Source organism: Yersinia pekkanenii, assembly GCF_001152565.1.
Lineage (GTDB): Bacteria > Pseudomonadota > Gammaproteobacteria > Enterobacterales > Enterobacteriaceae > Yersinia > Yersinia pekkanenii.
In genome coordinates, this window is sequence record NZ_CQAZ01000001.1 from 30,675 (window position 1) to 50,938 (window position 20,264).

Consider the following 20,264-nt stretch of genomic DNA (forward strand, 5'->3'; position numbering starts at 1 on the left):
AGGGCCAATGATGGAGCATAACATCCTTTTTTTGTGATAGTCCGATGAAAGCGGTAAGAAAACAGTCGCTTTAATGAATATTATATTCAATTATAAATAAATAGTTATGAATTAAAAATTCAATGAGGAACAACCATGAACCTGGGCGCTTTGATTTCAGAAAGCCGTAACCCGGCAACTATGGAGCTGGATACGCTTTCAACGCTGGCGATGTTGACCTGTATTAATGATGAGGATCGCAAAGTGCCGGAGGCCATTCGTTTGGTATTACCGGCTATTGCTCAGGCGGTTGATTTGGCCGCTGAGGCCTTAAAACAAGGAGGGCGTCTGATTTATATGGGAGCAGGTACCAGTGGGCGGCTCGGGGTTTTGGATGCGTCTGAATGCCCGCCAACCTTCGGCGTACCCCATGGCATGGTGATTGGCTTAATTGCGGGTGGCCCAGGTGCGTTACTGAAAGCGGTGGAAGGTGCTGAAGATGATATGGCACTTGGTATAAGGGATCTGCAAGATTTAAAACTGACCGTAACTGATATGGTGGTCGGGCTGGCAGCTTCGGGTCGAACGCCTTATGTCATTGGTGCTCTGCGCTATGCCCATCAGCTTGGGTGCCCGACTGCCGCCATTTCTTGTAACCCGGATTCCCCTATTGCGCAGGAAGCTCTGGTTGCTATTTCGCCGGTGGTGGGGCCGGAGGCGCTTACCGGTTCCACACGTATGAAGTCAGGTACCGCACAGAAACTGGTGCTGAATATGTTATCTACCGGGGCGATGATTAGGCTGGGCAAGGTCTACCAAAATCTGATGGTGGATGTGAAAGCGACCAATATAAAGTTAGTCGATCGCGCCTACCGTATTGTTGTTGAAGCCACTGGTGCCAGCCGTGCGGAGGCTGAAGATGCTCTATCGCAAACTGAATTTGAAGTAAAACCCGCTATTTTGATGATTTTGAAAGGCATTAGTGCCGAGCAGGCCCGCCAAAGCTTACAGCAACATCATGGTTATTTGCGCGCAGCATTGTAGGACTCATTCTCAGCGACTCGGCAAAGTGATGTTGTATTTAGCCGCGATGGTTGTCACCATACTGACAGGTTTTCTATTTACCTGGTTTATGGGATTCAATGACCCTGAGGAGTAACCTTTTTACCTGGTTTATGGGATTCAATGACCCTGAGGAGTAACCTTTGAGCGCAGAGCCGGCCACATCGACCTTTGAGCAAGCTGACATTAATCATGAGGCGGTGGAGCCACAATCAGAAAGTGCCAAACGTATTGTCTTCTTTGACCTGGATGGCACCTTGCATCAGCAGGATATGTTTGGCTGTTTTTTGCGTTTTCTGTTGCGCCATTTGCCGCTGAATCTATTACTGGTGGTCCCCTTGCTGCCGATTATTGGATTCGGGTTGCTGGTTGGAGGGCGTTGTGCCCGTTGGCCGGTGAGTTTGTTGCTGTGGGCGATTACCTTCGGGCGATCTGAAGAGCACCTGAAAGATTTAGAGTTACATTTCGTGAATTATTTTCGTCAGAAAGTGACGGAGTTTCCGGTGGTCGTTATGCGTTTACGTCAATATCTGGACAGCTCGGACACTCAGGTATGGTTGATTACCGGCTCACCGCAGCGGCTGGTGGAACAGGTGTATCATGACTCCGCATTTATTCACCGTTTACGGCTGGTGGGCAGCCGCATGGCACGGCGTCATGGCGGCTGGGTGCTACCTTTGCGCTGCTTGGGGCCAGAAAAAGTGGTGCAATTGGAACAGCGCTTGGGGTCGCCGCTGAAACTTTACAGCGGATACAGTGACAGTAAGCAGGATAACCCACTGTTATATTTTTGCGAACATCGGTGGCGAGTCAGTAAAACCGGCGAATTACAGCAATTAGAATAAACAATCATTGGCGTCATTTGCCACCTACCATCGCCTTATCCTGTTTTAACTCTAACCATAGTAGGCATATATCATTTATATACGGAATGATTTATATCTTGCCGGAACATTAACCAATCATTATCTACCGAGCTACTTTATATTAGGAGTAGTGGTATAGCGCTTACCGCTCCCTGTGTATAATGCATGCCGCAAAAGCACCTGAGAGGTTAATGTGTCCGCTGATAATAATTTGTCTTCCCAATGTGATTTGCCTGCTGAATACAGTGATGAGTACTGGATGCAGCGGGCATTGACGCTAGCCCTGCGAGCGCAGGAAGAAGGTGAAGTCCCGGTGGGCGCGGTATTAGTACTTGATAATAAAGTGATTGGTGAAGGCTGGAATCGGTCTATTTGTGATAACGATCCAACCGCGCATGCAGAAATTATGGCGCTGCGCCAGGGCGGGCAAGTGGTGCAGAATTATCGCCTGCTAGATGCCACTTTATACGTGACGTTGGAGCCGTGCGTGATGTGTGCCGGCGCCATGGTACACAGCCGCATTCGCCGATTGGTCTATGGTGCTAATGATCTGAAAACTGGGGCTGCCGGATCGCTGGTGGATATTTTGCGTCATCCGGGAATGAACCATCAGATAGAGATAAGCGCCGGTGTACTGGCGGATGAGTGCTCCCGGCAGTTGAGTGAATTTTTTCGTCTGCGGCGTGAGCAGCAAAGGGCACTGAAGCTCGCGCAGCGGGGAAACTCTGAACCGCGCGAGATGTAAGTAAAAATAAGCAATATTAATGATAAAGCAATTTATAATTTAGCAAGTGAAGGGGTGACCGCACCTCGGGGCGCTCCGGCGACGGCGTCGCTACGACCTCAACGGCACGCTTCCCCTTCATTTGACTTTGTCGGTAATCTGAACGAAGTGCTAATTATTGATTGACCAGCCGGGGCCGACTACCGGATACGCCTTGCCAAGTTCGGCTTCGATAGCGGCATGTTGGGCGGCCTTTTTCTCTTTTTCCTGCAAATATCCCACCAGACTGACCTGATAACGGCGGATGTTTTCGACATAGCTATAGGCTTCATGACCACGGGCATAACCATAAGTGGTGCTTGGGTAATAGCGCTTTTGGCTCAACATCGGTAACCGCATTTTTACATCAACCCAGCTATCTGGATTACCATTCTGATTTTTAGTCAGACGACGGGCATCCAGCATATGACCATAACCCAGGTTGTATGCCGCCAGTGCGAACCAGATCCGTTCATCTTCCGGAACGGTGTCCGGTACTTTTTGCATTAGCCGCTGCAAGTAAACGGAGCCGCCTTTAATGCTCTCTTCAGGATCAATCCGGTCTTTGACCCCTAAGCCATTTGCCGTGGCACGCGTTAACATCATCAGCCCACGCACGCCGGTCGGTGAGGTGGCCTGCGGGTTCCAATGGGATTCCTGATAAGCAATCGCTGCCAGCAATTTCCAGTCGATTTCCCCCGCATGTTTTTCAAACAAGGGCTGGAAAACCGGCAACACGCTGTCGATGGCTGACAGGAAGGTTTTGGTGTCGACATAATCAAAGCTACCGACATGGCCGAGATATTTTTCCTCCAGTCGGGCCAGGCTACCGTCTTCTACCATCTGACTGTAGAAATCGAGCATTGCCGCATATACGCTGTCATCATTGTTCTTCTGAAAATACCAGGTCACGGGTTCTTCATCGGTGACATCAAAGGCAACCGCCAATTGCGGGTGAATGCGTTGCAGCAGAGCAATAGTGACGGAATCGCCAAGGGTATAGTCGAGTTTGCCGTCAGCCACCTGTTCCAGTAGTTCCTTGCCTGAACGGTCAATAGACGACCCCCAGTTAAGGTTCGGATATTTGCTCTGCTTAAGTTGTTTTAGGGTGGTCATATGGGCCGAACCAGAGGCAACAATCAACTGACCTTTCAGGTCACTGAATGATTTTGGTCGCGGTTTACCAAGCCGATAGACTAACTGTTGCGAGACCGAATAATAGGCAGGGCCAGTACGCGCCCGGTTAAGGCGTTCACGATTAAAAATCAGCCCGGCAGCTAGCATGTCTGCATCATCACTATTTAAAGCATCAAACAGATCGTCAATGTTATGACGAGGGGTAACAACCAGTTTGACCCCCAGATAGTCCGCAAAACGTTTTGCCAGCTCATAGTCAAGCCCGGAAGGGCCATCCTTTCCGGTAGAGTAGATCAGTGGAGAGCTAATCATGCTAACGCGTAGCTCTCCACGGGCTTTTATACGGTCCAGTTGCCCCTCTTGCCCATTGCGCCAGGGAATATTGGGCCACAGCGCGAGGGCCAGAAGTAAGGCAACTACACCGATAACAAAGTAATTTAATTTTATGCGCGTCAAATAGTTATCTCTCGGCAGCGCTCTTTATTTGAGTGTTGTGAAGCTAGAATCAACATGGTTAAATCCCCAGTGGAGTGGCATTTTGCGCAACAAATCGTCAGTGTGCAACTTTATTGCGTGCTTATTTATCCGGCATTTAACGTATATCTCTAACAGAGGTTTCTGACGTAATTATAAATAATAGATACGCAAACGGTTTCGTCTGCGGCTTAGATTCACTATAATGGCGCGCGTTTTCCCCTGTTTTGCGCCAATGAACGCTGCGCCCAATGAAGTGCTGTTTCAGTCGCTTCGAAGAGAGAGAAACTTAGATTATGGAAATACTGCGTGGTTCGCCCGCTTTGTCGGCTTTTCGTATTACCAAATTGCTGTCCCGTTGCCAGGATGCTCACCTGCCGGTGAGTGATATCTACGCCGAATATGTTCACTTTGCCGATGTCAGCGCACCACTGAGTGCTGACGAACACGCCAGACTCCAGCGGCTGCTTCAATATGGGCCATCTCTCCCCGAACATGCGCCAGAAGGGCGTTTACTGCTGGTGACGCCAAGGCCGGGGACAATTTCTCCGTGGTCTTCCAAAGCCACTGATATCGCACATAACTGCGCATTGCCACAAGTTCTGCGCCTGGAACGTGGCCTCGCCTTCTATATTCAGATTCAAAACGAAAATATTCAGATTCAAGGCGAAAATCGGATTCAAGGCCCGAATCTAAACGAAAGCCAATGGCAACAATTAGCGGCCTTACTGCATGACCGCATGATGGAAACGGTACTTACCGATTTGCAGCAAGCGGAGCAGTTATTTTCCCATCACCAGCCCGCCCCAGTGCAACGGGTGGATATTCTGGCACAGGGCCGCAGTGCGCTGGAGCAAGCCAATATTAAATTGGGTCTGGCACTGGCACCGGATGAAATTGATTATCTGTTGGCCGCCTTTACTGGCCTTGGACGCAACCCAACGGATATCGAGCTGTATATGTTTGCTCAGGCAAACTCTGAGCATTGCCGCCATAAAATCTTTAATGCAGATTGGATCATTGACGGTGTTGTGCAGCCAAAGACACTGTTCAAGATGATTAAAAATACCTTTGAACACACCCCAGATTACGTGCTGTCAGCCTATAAAGATAATGCCGCTGTGATGGCAGGTTCTCAGGTCGGGCGCTTCTTTGCCGCACCAGAAAACGGGGTTTATGACTACCATCAGGAAGAAGCGCATATCCTGATGAAAGTTGAAACCCATAACCACCCGACGGCAATTTCGCCGTGGCCGGGTGCCGCGACCGGTTCTGGTGGTGAAATCCGTGATGAGGGTGCCACCGGGCGTGGCGCTAAACCTAAAGCGGGTTTGGTGGGGTTCTCTGTTTCTAACCTGCGTATTCCAGGCTTTGAACAGCCATGGGAAGAGAATTTCGGTAAACCGGATCGGATCGTAACCGCACTGGATATCATGACCGAAGGCCCATTGGGCGGCGCGGCATTTAACAACGAATTCGGTCGTCCGGCCCTGCTGGGTTACTTCCGTACCTACGAAGAACGCGTTAACAGCCATAACGGTATAGAGTTACGTGGCTATCATAAGCCGATCATGTTGGCGGGCGGGATCGGTAATATCCGTGCTTCTCATGTGCAAAAAGCAGAGATAACGGTCGGTGCCAAGCTGGTGGTACTCGGCGGCCCGTCGATGAATATCGGTCTGGGGGGAGGCGCCGCTTCTTCCATGGCCTCCGGCCAGTCAGATGCGGATCTGGATTTTGCTTCGGTACAACGTGATAACCCGGAAATGGAACGCCGCTGTCAGGAAGTGATCGACCGCTGCTGGCAGTTAGGTGACCACAACCCGATTCTGTTTATTCATGATGTCGGTGCGGGCGGTTTGTCCAATGCCATGCCAGAACTGGTCAGCGATGGTGGCCGTGGTGGTCGTTTTGAGTTGCGTGACATCCTTAACGACGAGCCGGGCATGAGTCCGCTGGAGGTCTGGTGTAACGAATCTCAGGAACGTTATGTCATGGCCATTGCCCCAGCGCAGATGGCACAGTTTGATGAGATTTGCCGCCGCGAGCGGGCACCCTATGCGGTTATCGGTGAAGCCACCGAAGAAATGCATCTGACGTTGAATGATCGCCACTTCAACAATCAACCCATTGATATGCCGTTGGATGTGTTGTTGGGCAAAACCCCGAAAATGCTGCGTGATGTGACCCGCCTTCAGGCTCAGGGTGAGGCGCTGCAACGGGCCGAGATCAGCATCGCTGATGCGGTAAAACGTGTGATGCATTTACCGGCAGTCGCAGAGAAAACCTTCCTGATTACTATCGGCGACCGTACCGTGACCGGTATGGTGACGCGCGATCAGATGGTGGGGCCGTGGCAGATCCCGGTAGCCGACTGTGCGGTAACCAGCGCCAGTTTGGACAGTTACTACGGTGAAGCCATGTCGCTGGGTGAACGTGCGCCAGTGGCGTTGCTGGACTTTGCCGCCTCAGCCCGTCTGGCGGTGGGGGAAGCACTGACCAATATCGCCGCTACTCAAATTGGTGAGCTAAAACGTATCAAGCTGTCTGCCAACTGGATGTCTGCCGCCGGTCATCCGGGTGAAGATGCGGGTTTGTATGACGCTGTGCGCGCCGTCGGTGAAGAGCTATGTCCTGCGCTGGAAATTACCATTCCGGTGGGCAAAGACTCCATGTCGATGAAAACCCGCTGGCAGGAAGGTGACGAGCAGCGCGAAATGACCTCGCCATTGTCATTGGTCATTACCGCTTTCGCCCGTGTCGAAGATGTTCGCCATACCGTGACGCCACAGTTACGTACCGATATGGGTGATAATGCGCTGCTACTGATTGATTTGGGCGCAGGCCACAATGCATTGGGTGCCACCGCCCTGACTCAAGTTTACCGTCAACTAGGGGATAAACCTGCTGATGTGCGCGATGTGCCGCAACTGGCCGGTTTCTTTAACGCGATGCAGCAATTAGTGGCCAGTCAGGCATTGCTGGCGTATCACGACCGTTCTGACGGCGGCCTGCTGGTGACATTGGCTGAAATGGCCTTTGCCGGTCATTGTGGGGTGCAAGCTGATATTCACTCCTTGGGTAATGATGCGCTGGCCGCTTTGTTTAACGAGGAATTAGGGGCGGTAATTCAGGTGCGTGCCGAGCAGCGCGCAGCCGTGGAAAAAGTGCTGGCAGACCATGGGCTGGCAAACTGTGTTCACTATCTGGGCCGCGCCGTTGAGGGTGATAGCTTCGATATCCGCAGTGGTAGCGACGTGGTATATAGCGAAAAACGCAGCACTCTGCGCTTGTGGTGGGCAGAAACCACCTGGCAAATGCAACGTCTGCGTGATAACCCGGATTGCGCTGATCAAGAACATCAGGCGAAACAGGATGAACGCGATCCTGGTCTGAATGTGAAGCTGACCTTCGATCCGGCTGAAGATATCGCGGCACCGTATATTATCAAGCAGGTGCGGCCAAAAGTGGCGGTGCTACGTGAACAGGGTGTGAACTCCCATGTTGAAATGGCAGCCGCTTTCCACCGTGCCGGTTTTGATGCCATCGACGTACATATGAGTGACCTGCTTGCGGGTCGCATCGATTTGCAATCCTTCCAGACCTTGGTGGCCTGCGGTGGTTTCTCTTACGGTGACGTATTGGGTGCCGGTGAAGGCTGGGCGAAGTCTATTCTGTTTAACAACCGTGTTCGTGATGAGTTCGAGGCTTTCTTCCATCGCCCTGAAACACTGGCATTGGGGGTCTGTAACGGTTGCCAGATGATGACTAATCTGCGTGAACTTATTCCAGGGGCTGAACATTGGCCACGCTTTGTCCGCAACCTGTCTGATCGCTTTGAAGCGCGTTTCAGCTTGGTTGAAGTGGCCAATAGCCCATCGCTGTTTATGCAAGATATGGCCGGATCTCGCCTGCCTATTGCGGTTTCACACGGTGAAGGGCGGGTTGAAGTGCGTGATGCGGCACATCTGGCGCTGCTTGAGCAGAGCAACCTGGTGGCATTACGCTTTGTTGATAATCAGGGCGCAGTCACCGAGCGTTATCCGGCGAACCCGAACGGTTCTGCCCATGGGATCACGGCGGTAACCAGTGTCAGCGGGCGAGCCACGGTAATGATGCCGCATCCGGAGCGTGTCTTCCGCACGGTCAGTAATTCATGGCATCCGGAAGAGTGGGGCGAGGATAGCCCGTGGATGCGTATGTTCCGTAATGCGCGTCAGCAATTAGGTTAACTTAATCTTATTAATTAGGGGGATCCGATGGATCCCCTTTTTTATCTTTAATTTTCAGAAAAATGGGTTAAAGCAATATTAAATTTTTTAATCGCACTTTGATTATCAGTGTTCAATGCCTTAATCACTAATTTATAATTCCCCGCCACTAGATTCTCCAAAGGTAATGAAAGATCTTTCGTTCGATTATTAATTAATATTTCGGCCCGTGTTTTTTCATTTCCATTTAAATCATATAGATAGCTGGTAATTAGTAAGTGTTCATGGGCTGTTATCGTCATTTCAATTTGTCCCTGGCCGTCGTTAAGCCAATAATTCGATTGGATCCCGTGCACTGAAAAGTCATTTGAAACAACAAGGCTGCTGGTTAACGATATCTGTTTTATCCATAATTCACTGGCAATCAATGGCTGCGTTACTGCTGATAAACAGAACAACATAGCGTGGGTGAAAGTGATAAGGCTGATTTTCATATGAGTACCTCTCTAACTATAGGTAAGAGAAACTCCGCGGCAAATACCTGTGAGTGACCTGATGGGCATGAGCTGTTACCGGTGTTTTATATTCTGCACTTTGGCGACCTTCTCATCAGGGACCAGAGCCAGATCATTAGCGTGACTCATTCACAGTAGTGATGAAATCTCATAATTTATAACGCTATAGTGATTTGTACAGCAGCTTGCGGAGTGGTGGTGATAGCCTGCAATGGATAAGAGATGTAAAGGGCATTACCACCAAGGCAAGTTACTTAACGTATTGATTATTAAGTTTTTAATAAAATGTGTCGGTAAATCGCGACAATCAACATGTTATCTGTCTCAAAAAGGAGACATTTAATCTATTGATTTTAATGTATTTTATTTTAAACTTGCTTAGGTGTCGGGGATTAGCGACAAAATAGCCATTACTGACCTTTTTTGATTAGTGTCATTCATACTCAAATCGGATTGTGAAATTTATTTAATAGTAAATTCAATGTGTTATGTTTATTTTTATAAACTTGGCACGTAATCTGCAATATCATTATCAGTTGCTCATTCACCTCCTTATGATAGCCCCGCAGTTAAGCGGAATATGCGCTTCATAAACCATCGAATGATGCCTAAGACTGGTACCTATCGTCCACCAAACCGATATTGTGTGAATGCACATTATCAAACATCGGACGACACGTTGAGTGAGGTGCCGCCTATGTCCTACTGTGATGAATGGTTCATCAATTTTGGACATATTTGGATGCTATTCGTCTCATCCTCCCGATGATTGCCTCGGCTTCATCAAACTGGAGACGATGTTTAAGGGCATCCACATATTCTGCAACGGGGCATTTATTGCCCCGTTGTCACATCTTATTTTCGTCAAAGATAAGGTAATACCCGCCATTTTCACTGCGATTGACAATAAAAGCAGGTCTGATGATGATTTTGACGATAGTGGACAAGCAGCCTTAATTAAAAGCACTTCGCTCAAAGCCAAGTGCTTTTTTTTTATCTCAATTAAGAGCGGTTGTTCTAGGTACCACTTAAAATATGACGGGGTAATTGGGCCTCAGGCATTGTAATCCTCACACAGTCAGTTAGCATCACAGCAGAATGATAGGTAATGAGATGATTTCGTTGAAAAGATGGCGTTTATTCCCCCGTTCTTTACGTCAATTGGTGCTCATGGCATTTCTGCTGGTACTGTTGCCCTTATTGGTACTGGCATACCAGGCTTATCAAAGTCTTGACCATTTAAGCACTCAGGCGGCTGATATTAATCGCACTACGCTGGCAGATGCCCGGCGCAGCGAAGCAATGACCAGCGTAGCGCTCGAAATGGAGCGTAGTTATCGTCAATACTGTGTGTTAGATGATGCAACATTGGCAACGCTATATCAGCATCAGCGTAAACAGTACGCCCAAATGCTTGATACCCACGCCTCTATCCTGCCTAATGCCCGCTATTATCAAACCCTGCGTGAATTACTGACGCAACTTTCTGATATTCAATGTAAAAATAGCGGCCCGGAACAGAGTGCTGCGGCATTATTGGAACAGTTTTCCCGCTCGAACGCCGAAATGGTACAAGCCACCCGCGATGTGATTTTCTCTCGTGGCCAACAACTGCAAAAAGATATCGCTGAACGTGGGCAATTTTTTGGCTGGCAATCCCTGTTGCTGTTTTTAGTCAGTGTACTGTTAGTGGTGCTATTCACGCGTATGATTATCGGGCCGGTTAAAGGCATCGAGCGAATGATTAATCGGCTGGGAGAAGGGCGACCACTGGGTAATACCGCACTGTTTAAAGGGCCACGTGAGTTACGCTCATTGGCACAGCGCATTATCTGGCTCAGCGAACGTTTAGCCTGGCTGGAATCACAACGCCATGAGTTTTTGCGCCATATTTCGCATGAGTTGAAAACGCCCCTGGCCAGTATGCGTGAGGGGACTGAATTGTTGGCTGATGAGGTTGCCGGGCCATTGACTCAAGATCAAAAAGAGGTGGTCGCTATCCTTGATAACAGTAGCCGCCATCTGCAATTATTGATTGAGCAACTACTGGATTATAACCGTAAGCTGGCCGATGGCCCCGGTGAGCTTGAAAATGTTGAACTGGCAGAAATGGTCGAGGATGTCATCTCCGCCCACAGTTTACCGGCAAGGGCGAAGGCTCTCCGTACTGAGATAGATCTTCAGGCAGACATTTGTTGGGCGGACCCGACATTATTAATGCGGGTATTAGATAATCTCTACTCCAATGCGGTGCACTATGGTGAGGAATCCGGTACCATTTGGATCCGTAGCCGCCGGGTGAATAACCGCGTACAAATTGATATTGCCAATACTGGGGCACCGATCCCGATGTCCGAAGAAACAATGATATTTGAGCCTTTTTTCCAGGGAAGCCATCAGCGAAAAGGGGCCGTCAAAGGCAGCGGGTTGGGGTTGAGTATTGCCCAGGACTGCATCAGACGTATGCAGGGTGACTTGCAACTGGTGGCCGTGGATTACGCCGCAGTCTGCTTCCGTGTCGAATTGCCATTAACCGCCGAGAATGAATGAATAATGTACAAATGGTCTATGAGCAGCATGAGTAAAAAGACCGCCTTTTTATCATGTCCTACATCAACTGCGGCAGCGATGCCTGCGAGTAGGTCTGGCACCGGTATTTTTTGGCGAGCCTTCTTGCTGGCCCCACTATTACTTACCGGCTGTACAGATAACCCCACCAAGAGCCGTTTCTCACAAGCAGTCCAGATGGTCATCCCAGAAACGAAAATCGTTGATTATCGTACTTTACCTTGCGATGTGCTGTGGAGTCTTGATGATAAAGACACCCTGGAAAACTCTCTTTACTGGCTACGAGCGATGGATTGTGCCGAGCGACTGGGTTCAACTCAGGCGAGAGCCTTAGCGAAAACATTATTGGTCGAGACATGGTCTTCGGCCTTTAAGCAAGGCGTATTGGTCAGCAGTGCTGATCCTTCAATGGCGGAACGCCGTCAGATTGTTGAGCGCATGAACAGCTATAGTCAAACCTTCCCAGGGGCTGTGCGTCCACTGATCCAGCTATGGCGTGAGCAGCAGGTTCTACGCATCTCTCTTGCTGAAGAGCGCATTCGTTATCAGCGCTTACAAGACGAATCGGATGCCCAGATTGATCGCCTGCGGGAAAGTCAGGTCCGGCTGCAATATAACTTAATGGATACCAGCCGTAAGCTGGAAAACCTGACCGATATCGAACGGCAACTTTCATCGCGTAAGCAGTTACAAAATGAAATTCCGGAAACCGATGCGGATAGCAAGGCAGCAATCCCAAAACCCGCAGAGGATAAACCTCAGCTAAAAGTTGAGCCAGCCAAACCGGTCAAAACTAAGCCTGTAGAAGACAAACCCGTTGCAACCAAGCCCGTCGAAGCCAAACCGGTTGAAAGCAAGCCTATCGCGCCTCAATCGGCAGAAGCTAAGCCCGCAGAGGCCAAGCCAACGGCAGCTCAACCTGACGCTAAACCGGCTCCGCAATCGGTAGAAAAACCGGCTGATACTGATACACCGCCAGTGGTACCGCCAACTGACGCACCACCTGCCACTAATAAGGGATCTCATGACGCCACGCAAACCGGCCAATCTACTGCTGGTTGACGACGACCCCAGCTTACTTAAGTTATTGGGAATGCGTTTAACCAGCGAAGGATTTAATGTCACCACCGCCGAAAGCGGCCAGGAAGCATTGCGCCTGTTAATGCGTGAAAAGATTGATCTGGTTATCAGCGACCTGCGGATGGATGAAATGGATGGCATGGCGCTATTCGTTGAAATTCAAAAGCATCAACCGGGTATGCCCGTCATTATTCTGACCGCCCATGGCTCGATCCCTGATGCAGTTTCCGCGACGCAACAAGGGGTGTTCAGCTTCCTGACCAAACCGGTTGATCGCGATGCTTTATATAAGGCTATTGATGCGGCATTGGCGCTTTCTATGCCTGCCGGTGATGATAGCTGGCGTGAAGAGATAGTGACCCGTAGCCCGGTGATGTTGCGCTTATTGGAACAGGCCAAAATGGTGGCGCAATCGGATGTCAGTGTGCTGATTAACGGGCAAAGCGGCACGGGTAAAGAGGTGCTGGCGCAAGCTATCCATGCCGCCAGCCCACGGGCAAAAAAAGCCTTTATTGCCATCAATTGTGGTGCGCTACCCGAGCAGTTGCTGGAGTCCGAATTATTCGGCCATGCCAAGGGCGCGTTTACCGGCGCAGTCAGCAGCCGTGAAGGGCTATTTCAGGCCGCAGAGGGTGGTACGTTATTTCTGGATGAAATCGGTGATATGCCGTTGTCATTACAGGTGAAATTATTGCGGGTATTGCAGGAACGCAAAGTGCGCCCATTGGGCAGCAACCGTGATTTAAGTATTGATGTGCGGGTGATTTCAGCGACTCACCGTGATTTGCCTAAAGCCATGGCGAAAAATGAATTTCGCGAAGATCTCTACTACCGTTTAAATGTTGTCAATTTGAAAATTCCGGCACTGCATGAGCGCTCGGAAGATATCCCCCTGCTGGCGAACCATCTGTTACGTGTATCGGCTAAGCGCCATAAGCCGTTTGTCCGCAGTTTCTCAACCGATGCCATGAAACGGTTAATGACGGCCAGTTGGCCGGGTAACGTGCGTCAACTGGTTAACGTGATTGAGCAATGCGTGGCACTGACATCGGCTCCGGTTATCAGTGAAGCGTTGGTTGAACAGGCACTGGAAGGTGAAAACACCGCATTACCGACCTTTGTTGAAGCCCGCAATCAGTTCGAATTGAATTATTTGCGTAAGCTGCTACAAATGACCAAAGGTAATGTGACCCAGGCGGCCCGGATGGCGGGGCGTAACCGTACCGAGTTTTACAAATTGTTGTCACGCCACGAGTTGGATGCCAATGACTTTAAAGAATAATTATTGTGAATTAATGACAAAAATTATTTCCTGACAAAGCTGAAATAGAGTTTAAATACCAATGAGCAGATCACTTTCCATTGCGTTAGCCCAGTTGAATTGGTTGGTTGGCGATATTGAAGGCAACACTGAACGTATGTTGCAAACCTTAAATGAGCAGCAGAAGGCGGGTGCCTCACTGGTCATGTTCTCCGAACTGGCTTTGTCTGGTTATCCACCAGAAGACCTACTGTACCGCGATGATTTTTATCAACGTTGTGAAGCACAACTGGATCGTTTACAGGCCGCAACACAGCACACCGCAGTGCTGGTGGGTCATCCATGGCGTGAACAGGGCAATCTGTATAATGCGTTATCACTGTTTGCTGACGGCAAATTGCTGGGGCGCTATTTCAAGCAGCAACTGCCTAACTACGGTGTTTTCGACGAAAAACGCTATTTCTCAGCGGGTCATAAAAGCTGTGTAGTGGAGCTGAACGGTTATCGTCTAGGTTTGCTGATTTGTGAAGACTTATGGTTCGACGGCCCGGTCGATGCAGTTAAAGCTGCTGGCGCAGAAGTGGTACTGTCGATCAACGCCTCACCGTATAACCGTGAGAAACCCTATATCCGTAAAACCCTGATGGCGTCCCATTGTCAGCGTACGGGTTTGCCATTGGTCTATCTTAATCAGATTGGCGGGCAGGATGAACTGATTTTCGATGGTTGCTCCAAAGCCTTTGATGCTGCGGGCAACATGACCCATCGTCTGGCGGCATTCGCTGAACAAACCACCTTGCTACAATTCAATGAGTGTAATCTGGTGCCAATGACGGCACCGGTTGCTGAGCTGCCGCCACTGGCACAGGTCTATGAAGCGCTGGTGTTGGCGGTGCGTGATTATGTGACCAAAAATGGTTTTAATGGCGCGGTGCTGGGCCTATCCGGTGGGATTGACTCGGCACTGACGCTGGCGATTGCGGTTGATGCGCTGGGTAAAGACAAGGTTCAGGCATTGATGATGCCGTTCCGTTACACCGCAGATATCAGTATTGCTGATGCTAAAGAAGAAGCAGAAATTCTGGGTATCGAATTTGATGTACTGTCCATCGAGCCAATGTTTGATGCCTTTATGGGCCAACTGGCACCGATGTTTGCCGATACCGTGCGCGATACCACTGAAGAAAACCTTCAGGCGCGTTGCCGTGGCGTAGTGCTGATGGCTTTGTCTAACAAACGCCGCAGTATTGTATTGACCACCGGTAACAAAAGCGAAATGGCCGTGGGTTATGCCACGTTGTACGGTGATATGGCCGGTGGCTTTGATGTACTGAAAGATGTGCCAAAGACGTTGGTATTTAAATTATCAGAATATCGTAATACCGTTTCCTATGTGATCCCGCAGCGGGTTATTACCCGCCCACCCTCTGCTGAGCTGGCCCCTGATCAGAAAGATGAGGATAGCCTGCCACCTTATGTTACTTTGGACGCTATTCTCGAAGGATACGTTGAGCAGGATAAATCAGTGGCCGATTTGGTCGCAGAGGGTTTTGATGAGACTACCGTGCGTAAAGTTATCCGCCTGGTAGATATCAATGAATACAAACGGCGTCAGTCGGCTGTCGGGCCACGTATCACTGCCCGCAATTTTGGTAAAGACAGACGCTATCCGATTACATCAGGCTTTGGCCGCAAGAATTGGTAACACAGGGATCCACCATGAAAAAAATTGATGCGATTATTAAGCCATTCAAACTGGATGATGTTCGTGAGGCACTCGCTGAAGTGGGTATCACTGGTATGACAGTGACGGAAGTAAAAGGTTTTGGCCGCCAGAAAGGGCACACTGAGCTGTACCGTGGTGCCGAGTATATGGTCGATTTCCTGCCAAAAGTAAAAATCGAAATTGTTGTTGCTGACGATATCGTCGATACCTGTGTCGAAACGATTATGCAAACTGCCCAGACTGGCAAAATTGGCGATGGTAAAATCTTTGTCTTTGATGTCTCCCGCGTTGTACGTATTCGTACCGGTGAGCAGGACGAAGAAGCGATTTAATTCCCGTATCTTATCTCACAACCAATCCGTTCGTTTCGCCACGAGCGGGTTTTCTTTATTATTAATAGTTAGATTATTAATAGTTAGATTATTAATAGCGAGGTTCTAGTTCGCCATTCTGTACTGCCCGTTGGTGGTTAAGTAGTAATGCTTCATTGATGCCTTTTTCTAACAGTAGTTTTATCGGGTGGTTATCTGACCGGATAAGGATCACTGCCTGCGAGGCTTGAATATAACGCTCATCGCCTTGTAGCTTAATTGCCTGTAAATGCTGATGAGGAATATTGTCAGCCAGATTCCAGATAGCTGCATCAATATCACCACGGTTAATCTGCGCGATACAGTCGCTATAAGGGAGTTCGACCCGCTCAATAGGTTGCCCGGCGAATTTAATATCGGTCAGCAGGCATTGGTCGGGTGAGCGCGGGTCTAACCCAACCCGGCGAATGTTGTGTTGCTCACCGCGCCGGCAAATAAGCTGGTGGCCCTCAACGTAAGAGCCATTTCCCAGGTTTAATGCCACCGCCACTTCCCCTTTATCGAGATAACTTTTTGCAGCCAAATGAGACACGACGGCCATATCGTAAATACCGTCTATCAGGCACTCGATTCGCACCTCGGCCCCTCGCATATGAGCAAAATAAAGGGGCAGTAAGGTAAATTGTTCTCTTAAGCCACTGGCCAGGCCTTCATACAGCTTGGTATAGGGCAGTGGCATGGCGCACACCATATTACCCAGATCAGCCTGTTGCAGTAACAACGGCATATTCAGGTCAATAAGTAAGGTACCATTGCGGCCCCGGCGTTCAACGATGATAGCGCCATCTGCTTCCAGCACTTTTAATGCGTGCTGCACCACACCGACAGAGATGCCGAAATCTTCTGATAACTCATCAATAGTTTTAAGCCGATTACCAGAGCACTCACCAATTAAATAGCGCGCCATCGATACTAATACCAGCCCTTCTTTTTTTATGAATTTCTTACTCATGGTAGGTCAATTCAGCCTTAATTCACCCGGTAATATACCCATGTTACTGAAATTACAGGAATTAACGACATTAGATCACTGGCTGCCTGTAACTCCACGTTATTGGGGGATAAACGCGTTACCGGGTAATAAATAGTAAGGGGATAATTTAGCCACGTTATTCATTTTCAGTTATATGAATATTCAGACATTCGTTTGAATGCCTCATCGCGGCAATATTAAGTCAGGATATATGAGATTGATATCTGGTTCTACCAAATTTAGCCACAATAAGTAGAAGGACTTTCTGACGTGGAAACGCGGAGGAGGCCAGAGACCTCCCCACGATAAATTGAATATAACTCAATCACTAAATCACTTTATGCGGGCCGAAACATTCATAATGAATGCGCTCAGAGGCCACCCCTTGCGCTAATAATTGACGGCCCGCAAACTGCATAAATGCCAGTGGGCCACAGAAATAATAATGTCTATCGGGATCTGCCGCCAGCCACTGATGCGAACTGAGGTCCATCAACCCTTTACTATGATAATCCTCACCCTGGTTATCCTCGACGGTGGGTTCGCGATACCACACATGGCGACTGAGATTCGGCAGATTTTCTGCAATAGTGGCGACTTCTTCGGCGAAAGCATGTACCCGCCCATTCTCAGCCGCATGCAGCCAATGTATTGGGGCGGCATGTTGTTGGCTATTTAGCGAGTTGAGCATACTTAACATCGGGGTCTGGCCAACGCCAGCGGAAATCAATGCCACTGGCGTGTCCGGTGAGATATCCAGGAAGAAATCACCACGAGGAGGGGCAATACGCACACTGTCCCCTTCGTTCAGTTGTTGGTGCAGGTAATTAGAAACCGTGCCTTGTTCTTCACGTTTCACTGCGATGCGGTAAGTCTTACCGTTTGGTGCAGCCGTCAGGGAATATTGGCGTATTTCCTGATATTCCAGTCGTTCATCTTCGATATAAATACCCAGATATTGGCCTGGCTTGAAATCTAATACTCGCCCGCCATCTTCCGGTGCTAATACAAAGCTACAAATGACTTCGCTCTGCATCTCTTTTTTAATGATGCGGAAACGGCGCAAGGTTCGCCAGCCGCCAACTCCATTTTCACTTTGTTGATAAATTTGGCTTTCCCGCTGAATAAAGACATCAGCCAGCACTCCGTAGGCTTTACCCCAGGCATCTAACACTTCCTGACCCGGTGAGAGCAGTTCATCCAGCGTGCATATCAGATGGTGGCCGACGATGGGGTAATGTTCTGGTTGAATATTCAGACTGACGTGTTTTTGGGCAATGCGTTCAACCGCAGGTAACAACGTGGCCAGATTCTCAAGATTGGCGGCATAGGCGCAAATAGCGTTGAATAGCGCTTCACGCTGATCGCCATTGAGCTGATTGCTCATGTTGAAAATATGCTTGAGTTCGGGGTTGTGTTTGAACATGCGATCGTAGAAATGTGCGGTCAGTTTGGAACCGGTGGCGGCAAGTAACGGGATGGTAGATTGAACGGTGGCGATGGTTTGGCTATCCAGCATAGTGTGCTCCTATCGATTTAATAATCTGCATTCTAATAGATGTATTTTAAATACATCTTATATATTGCCCACTAATTTGTAAATGCACATTCCGCTCATAAGGGATTATTTCAGCGTATCAATTCACCGAAAGTGAAAAAATCACATAATGAATATGAGGATAATTCCGCTGTGTAGGATGAACTTTGAACAGGTCAAAGCCTTACGCCATCTGAAGCCAATCGTTTGCGTAAAAACCTCTGTCAAGACCTATCTTAACGGGGGGGAAACAGTTTACACTGTGTGCCAGAACCCAAACGGGTGACCCCCAGGTATATTTAGTTAGCTAAGTCAGGAGAGCCGGATGTTAAAGCGTGAAATGAACATTGCCGATTATGATGCAGATCTATGGCGTGCAATGGAGCAAGAAGTGGTGCGCCAGGAAGAGCACATCGAGCTGATTGCTTCTGAGAACTACACCAGCCCGCGTGTTATGCAGGCACAAGGTTCTCAATTGACGAACAAATATGCTGAAGGCTATCCGGGCAAGCGTTACTACGGTGGTTGTGAGTATGTCGATGTCGTTGAGCAATTGGCCATTGACCGCGCTAAAGCCTTGTTCGGTGCCGATTACGCCAACGTTCAACCGCATTCCGGTTCACAAGCTAACGTCGCGGTTTACTCAGCTTTGCTGAAACCGGGTGACACGGTATTAGGGATGAACCTGGCGCATGGCGGCCATCTGACCCACGGCTCACCGGTTAACTTCTCCGGTAAACTGTACAATATCGTGCCTTACGGGATCGACGAATCGGGCCAGATTGACTATGAAGATATGGCACGCCAGGCCGCAGAACATAAACCAAAAATGATCATCGGTGGCTTCTCTGCCTATTCCGGTATTGTTGATTGGGCAAAAATGCGTGAAATCGCAGACAGTATCGGCGCATGGTTCTTTGTGGATATGGCCCACGTAGCCGGTCTGGTTGCTGCTGGCGTATACCCTAACCCAGTTCCACATGCCCATATCGTTACCACCACCACGCACAAAACACTGGCTGGCCCACGCGGCGGTCTGATTTTGGCAAAAGGCGGTGATGAAGAACTGTACAAAAAGCTGAACTCTTCAGTCTTCCCTGGCAACCAGGGTGGCCCATTGATGCATGTTATTGCGGGTAAAGCGGTAGCACTAAAAGAAGCCATGGAGCCTGAGTTCAAGATTTACCAGCAGCAAGTGGTTAAAAATGCCAAAGCGATGGTGTCTGTGTTCCTGGAACGTGGCTACAAAGTGGTTTCTGGCGGTACAGAAAACCACCTGTTCTTGTTGGATCTGGTGGATAAAAACATCACCGGTAAAGATGCTGATGCCGCTTTGGGCCGCGCTAATATTACCGTGAATAAAAACAGCGTACCGAATGATCCGAAAAGCCCGTTTGTGACTTCGGGTGTGCGTATCGGTAGCCCGGCGATTACCCGTCGTGGTTTCAAAGAAGCAGAATCTCGTGAACTGGCTGGCTGGATGTGTGATGTGTTAGATAACATCAACGACGAAGCCACCATCGAACGTGTGAAGCAAAAAGTACTGGATATCTGCGCCCGTTTACCGGTTTACGCATAATATCGTCGGATTTGCTTTAACCTGATGAAAACCCGCGAAATGCGGGTTTCAGGCTGCTGACAAACCTCGACGGCTCGATCTTGCGAGGTGAGGGCGGGCAGAAGAGTAAAGCGTCCGCGCCAGGGATGGCGCGGCTCGAGCCTACATGGATGTATTCACGGC

14 protein-coding genes and 1 pseudogene are annotated in these 20,264 nt (G+C 49.2%); 11 read left to right on the forward strand and 4 right to left on the reverse strand.

Annotated elements, in window-relative coordinates; genetic code table 11:
• Positions 1-135 precede the first annotated feature (135 nt).
• The 4 genes and pseudogenes from murQ to tadA all read left to right on the forward strand — a co-directional run bounded on the left by murQ (position 136) and on the right by tadA (position 2,652).
• Positions 136-1,023 carry an N-acetylmuramic acid 6-phosphate etherase gene (murQ, locus tag AEP37_RS00160; RefSeq protein ID WP_049608038.1) on the forward strand — a complete coding sequence of 296 codons (888 nt, stop codon included), beginning with the start codon at positions 136-138 and terminating at the stop codon, positions 1,021-1,023.
• A gap of 19 nt (positions 1,024-1,042) precedes the next feature.
• A pseudogene (locus tag AEP37_RS25920) lies at positions 1,043-1,138 on the forward strand (PTS transporter subunit EIIC); the annotation flags it as partial.
• A 46-nt stretch (positions 1,139-1,184) separates the two neighbouring features.
• Complete coding sequence (gene yfhb, locus AEP37_RS00165) at positions 1,185-1,886, forward strand: phosphatidylglycerophosphatase C (RefSeq protein ID WP_049608041.1); 702 nt, start codon at positions 1,185-1,187, stop codon at positions 1,884-1,886.
• 214 nt (positions 1,887-2,100) lie between these two features.
• Positions 2,101-2,652 carry a tRNA adenosine(34) deaminase TadA gene (gene tadA, locus AEP37_RS00170; RefSeq protein WP_049608045.1) on the forward strand — a complete coding sequence of 184 codons (552 nt, stop codon included), beginning with the start codon at positions 2,101-2,103 and terminating at the stop codon, positions 2,650-2,652.
• A gap of 150 nt (positions 2,653-2,802) precedes the next feature.
• Here tadA and mltF read toward each other — a convergent pair whose 3' ends face one another.
• Positions 2,803-4,263, reverse strand: coding sequence for a membrane-bound lytic murein transglycosylase MltF (mltF, locus tag AEP37_RS00175; protein ID WP_049608048.1), 1,461 nt, complete (start codon positions 4,261-4,263; stop codon positions 2,803-2,805).
• Positions 4,264-4,577: 314 nt separating this feature from the next.
• Between mltF and purL the strand changes: the two genes are divergently transcribed.
• Positions 4,578-8,513 carry a phosphoribosylformylglycinamidine synthase gene (purL, locus tag AEP37_RS00180; protein ID WP_049608052.1) on the forward strand — a complete coding sequence of 1,312 codons (3,936 nt, stop codon included), beginning with the start codon at positions 4,578-4,580 and terminating at the stop codon, positions 8,511-8,513.
• A gap of 47 nt (positions 8,514-8,560) precedes the next feature.
• Here the strand turns inward: purL and AEP37_RS00185 are convergent, their stop codons facing one another.
• Positions 8,561-8,986 (reverse strand): hypothetical protein, encoded by a 426-nt coding sequence (locus tag AEP37_RS00185; protein ID WP_049608055.1) that lies wholly within the window; start codon positions 8,984-8,986, stop codon positions 8,561-8,563.
• 1,134 nt (positions 8,987-10,120) lie between these two features.
• On the opposite strand from AEP37_RS00185, the gene AEP37_RS00195 reads away from it, so the two are divergent.
• The 5 genes from AEP37_RS00195 to glnB all read left to right on the forward strand — a co-directional run bounded on the left by AEP37_RS00195 (position 10,121) and on the right by glnB (position 15,974).
• Positions 10,121-11,557 (forward strand): sensor histidine kinase, encoded by a 1,437-nt coding sequence (locus AEP37_RS00195; protein WP_049608060.1) that lies wholly within the window; start codon positions 10,121-10,123, stop codon positions 11,555-11,557.
• A 78-nt stretch (positions 11,558-11,635) separates the two neighbouring features.
• Positions 11,636-12,637 carry a two-component system QseEF-associated lipoprotein QseG gene (gene qseG / locus AEP37_RS00200; RefSeq protein WP_156168488.1) on the forward strand — a complete coding sequence of 334 codons (1,002 nt, stop codon included), beginning with the start codon at positions 11,636-11,638 and terminating at the stop codon, positions 12,635-12,637.
• Positions 12,600-13,937 (forward strand): two-component system response regulator GlrR, encoded by a 1,338-nt coding sequence (gene glrR, locus AEP37_RS00205; protein ID WP_049608066.1) that lies wholly within the window; start codon positions 12,600-12,602, stop codon positions 13,935-13,937. Before qseG ends, glrR begins: the two co-directional genes overlap by 38 nt.
• Before the next feature lie 61 nt (positions 13,938-13,998).
• Complete coding sequence (locus AEP37_RS00210) at positions 13,999-15,621, forward strand: NAD+ synthase (protein ID WP_049608068.1); 1,623 nt, start codon at positions 13,999-14,001, stop codon at positions 15,619-15,621.
• Positions 15,622-15,635: 14 nt separating this feature from the next.
• Entirely contained in the window at positions 15,636-15,974 is a 339-nt protein-coding gene (gene glnB, locus AEP37_RS00215) for a nitrogen regulatory protein P-II (protein ID WP_004704019.1), read from the forward strand.
• 91 nt (positions 15,975-16,065) lie between these two features.
• On the opposite strand, the gene yhfZ is transcribed toward glnB, so the two are convergent.
• Complete coding sequence (yhfZ, locus tag AEP37_RS00220; protein ID WP_049608073.1) at positions 16,066-16,965, reverse strand: GntR family transcriptional regulator YhfZ; 900 nt, start codon at positions 16,963-16,965, stop codon at positions 16,066-16,068.
• A 349-nt stretch (positions 16,966-17,314) separates the two neighbouring features.
• Entirely contained in the window at positions 17,315-18,505 is a 1,191-nt protein-coding gene (gene hmpA / locus AEP37_RS00225; protein WP_049608075.1) for an NO-inducible flavohemoprotein, read from the reverse strand.
• A gap of 343 nt (positions 18,506-18,848) precedes the next feature.
• On the opposite strand from hmpA, the gene glyA reads away from it, so the two are divergent.
• Positions 18,849-20,102 carry a serine hydroxymethyltransferase gene (gene glyA, locus AEP37_RS00230; RefSeq protein ID WP_049608078.1) on the forward strand — a complete coding sequence of 418 codons (1,254 nt, stop codon included), beginning with the start codon at positions 18,849-18,851 and terminating at the stop codon, positions 20,100-20,102.
• Positions 20,103-20,264: the final 162 nt, after the last annotated feature.

Excerpts from the sequence above, each read along its gene's own strand:
- murQ (WP_049608038.1), top strand. The coding sequence starts at position 136 with ATGAACCTGGGCGCTTTGATTTCAGAAAGCCGTAACCCGGCAACTATG.
- purL (WP_049608052.1), top strand. The coding sequence starts at position 4,578 with ATGGAAATACTGCGTGGTTCGCCCGCTTTGTCGGCTTTTCGTATTACC.
- AEP37_RS00185 (WP_049608055.1), bottom strand. The coding sequence starts at position 8,986 with ATGAAAATCAGCCTTATCACTTTCACCCACGCTATGTTGTTCTGTTTA.
- AEP37_RS00195 (WP_049608060.1), top strand. The coding sequence starts at position 10,121 with ATGATTTCGTTGAAAAGATGGCGTTTATTCCCCCGTTCTTTACGTCAA.
- qseG (WP_156168488.1), top strand. The coding sequence starts at position 11,636 with ATGCCTGCGAGTAGGTCTGGCACCGGTATTTTTTGGCGAGCCTTCTTG.
- glrR (WP_049608066.1), top strand. The coding sequence starts at position 12,600 with ATGACGCCACGCAAACCGGCCAATCTACTGCTGGTTGACGACGACCCC.
- AEP37_RS00210 (WP_049608068.1), top strand. The coding sequence starts at position 13,999 with ATGAGCAGATCACTTTCCATTGCGTTAGCCCAGTTGAATTGGTTGGTT.
- glnB (WP_004704019.1), top strand. The coding sequence starts at position 15,636 with ATGAAAAAAATTGATGCGATTATTAAGCCATTCAAACTGGATGATGTT.
- yhfZ (WP_049608073.1), bottom strand. The coding sequence starts at position 16,965 with ATGAGTAAGAAATTCATAAAAAAAGAAGGGCTGGTATTAGTATCGATG.
- hmpA (WP_049608075.1), bottom strand. The coding sequence starts at position 18,505 with ATGCTGGATAGCCAAACCATCGCCACCGTTCAATCTACCATCCCGTTA.
- glyA (WP_049608078.1), top strand. The coding sequence starts at position 18,849 with ATGTTAAAGCGTGAAATGAACATTGCCGATTATGATGCAGATCTATGG.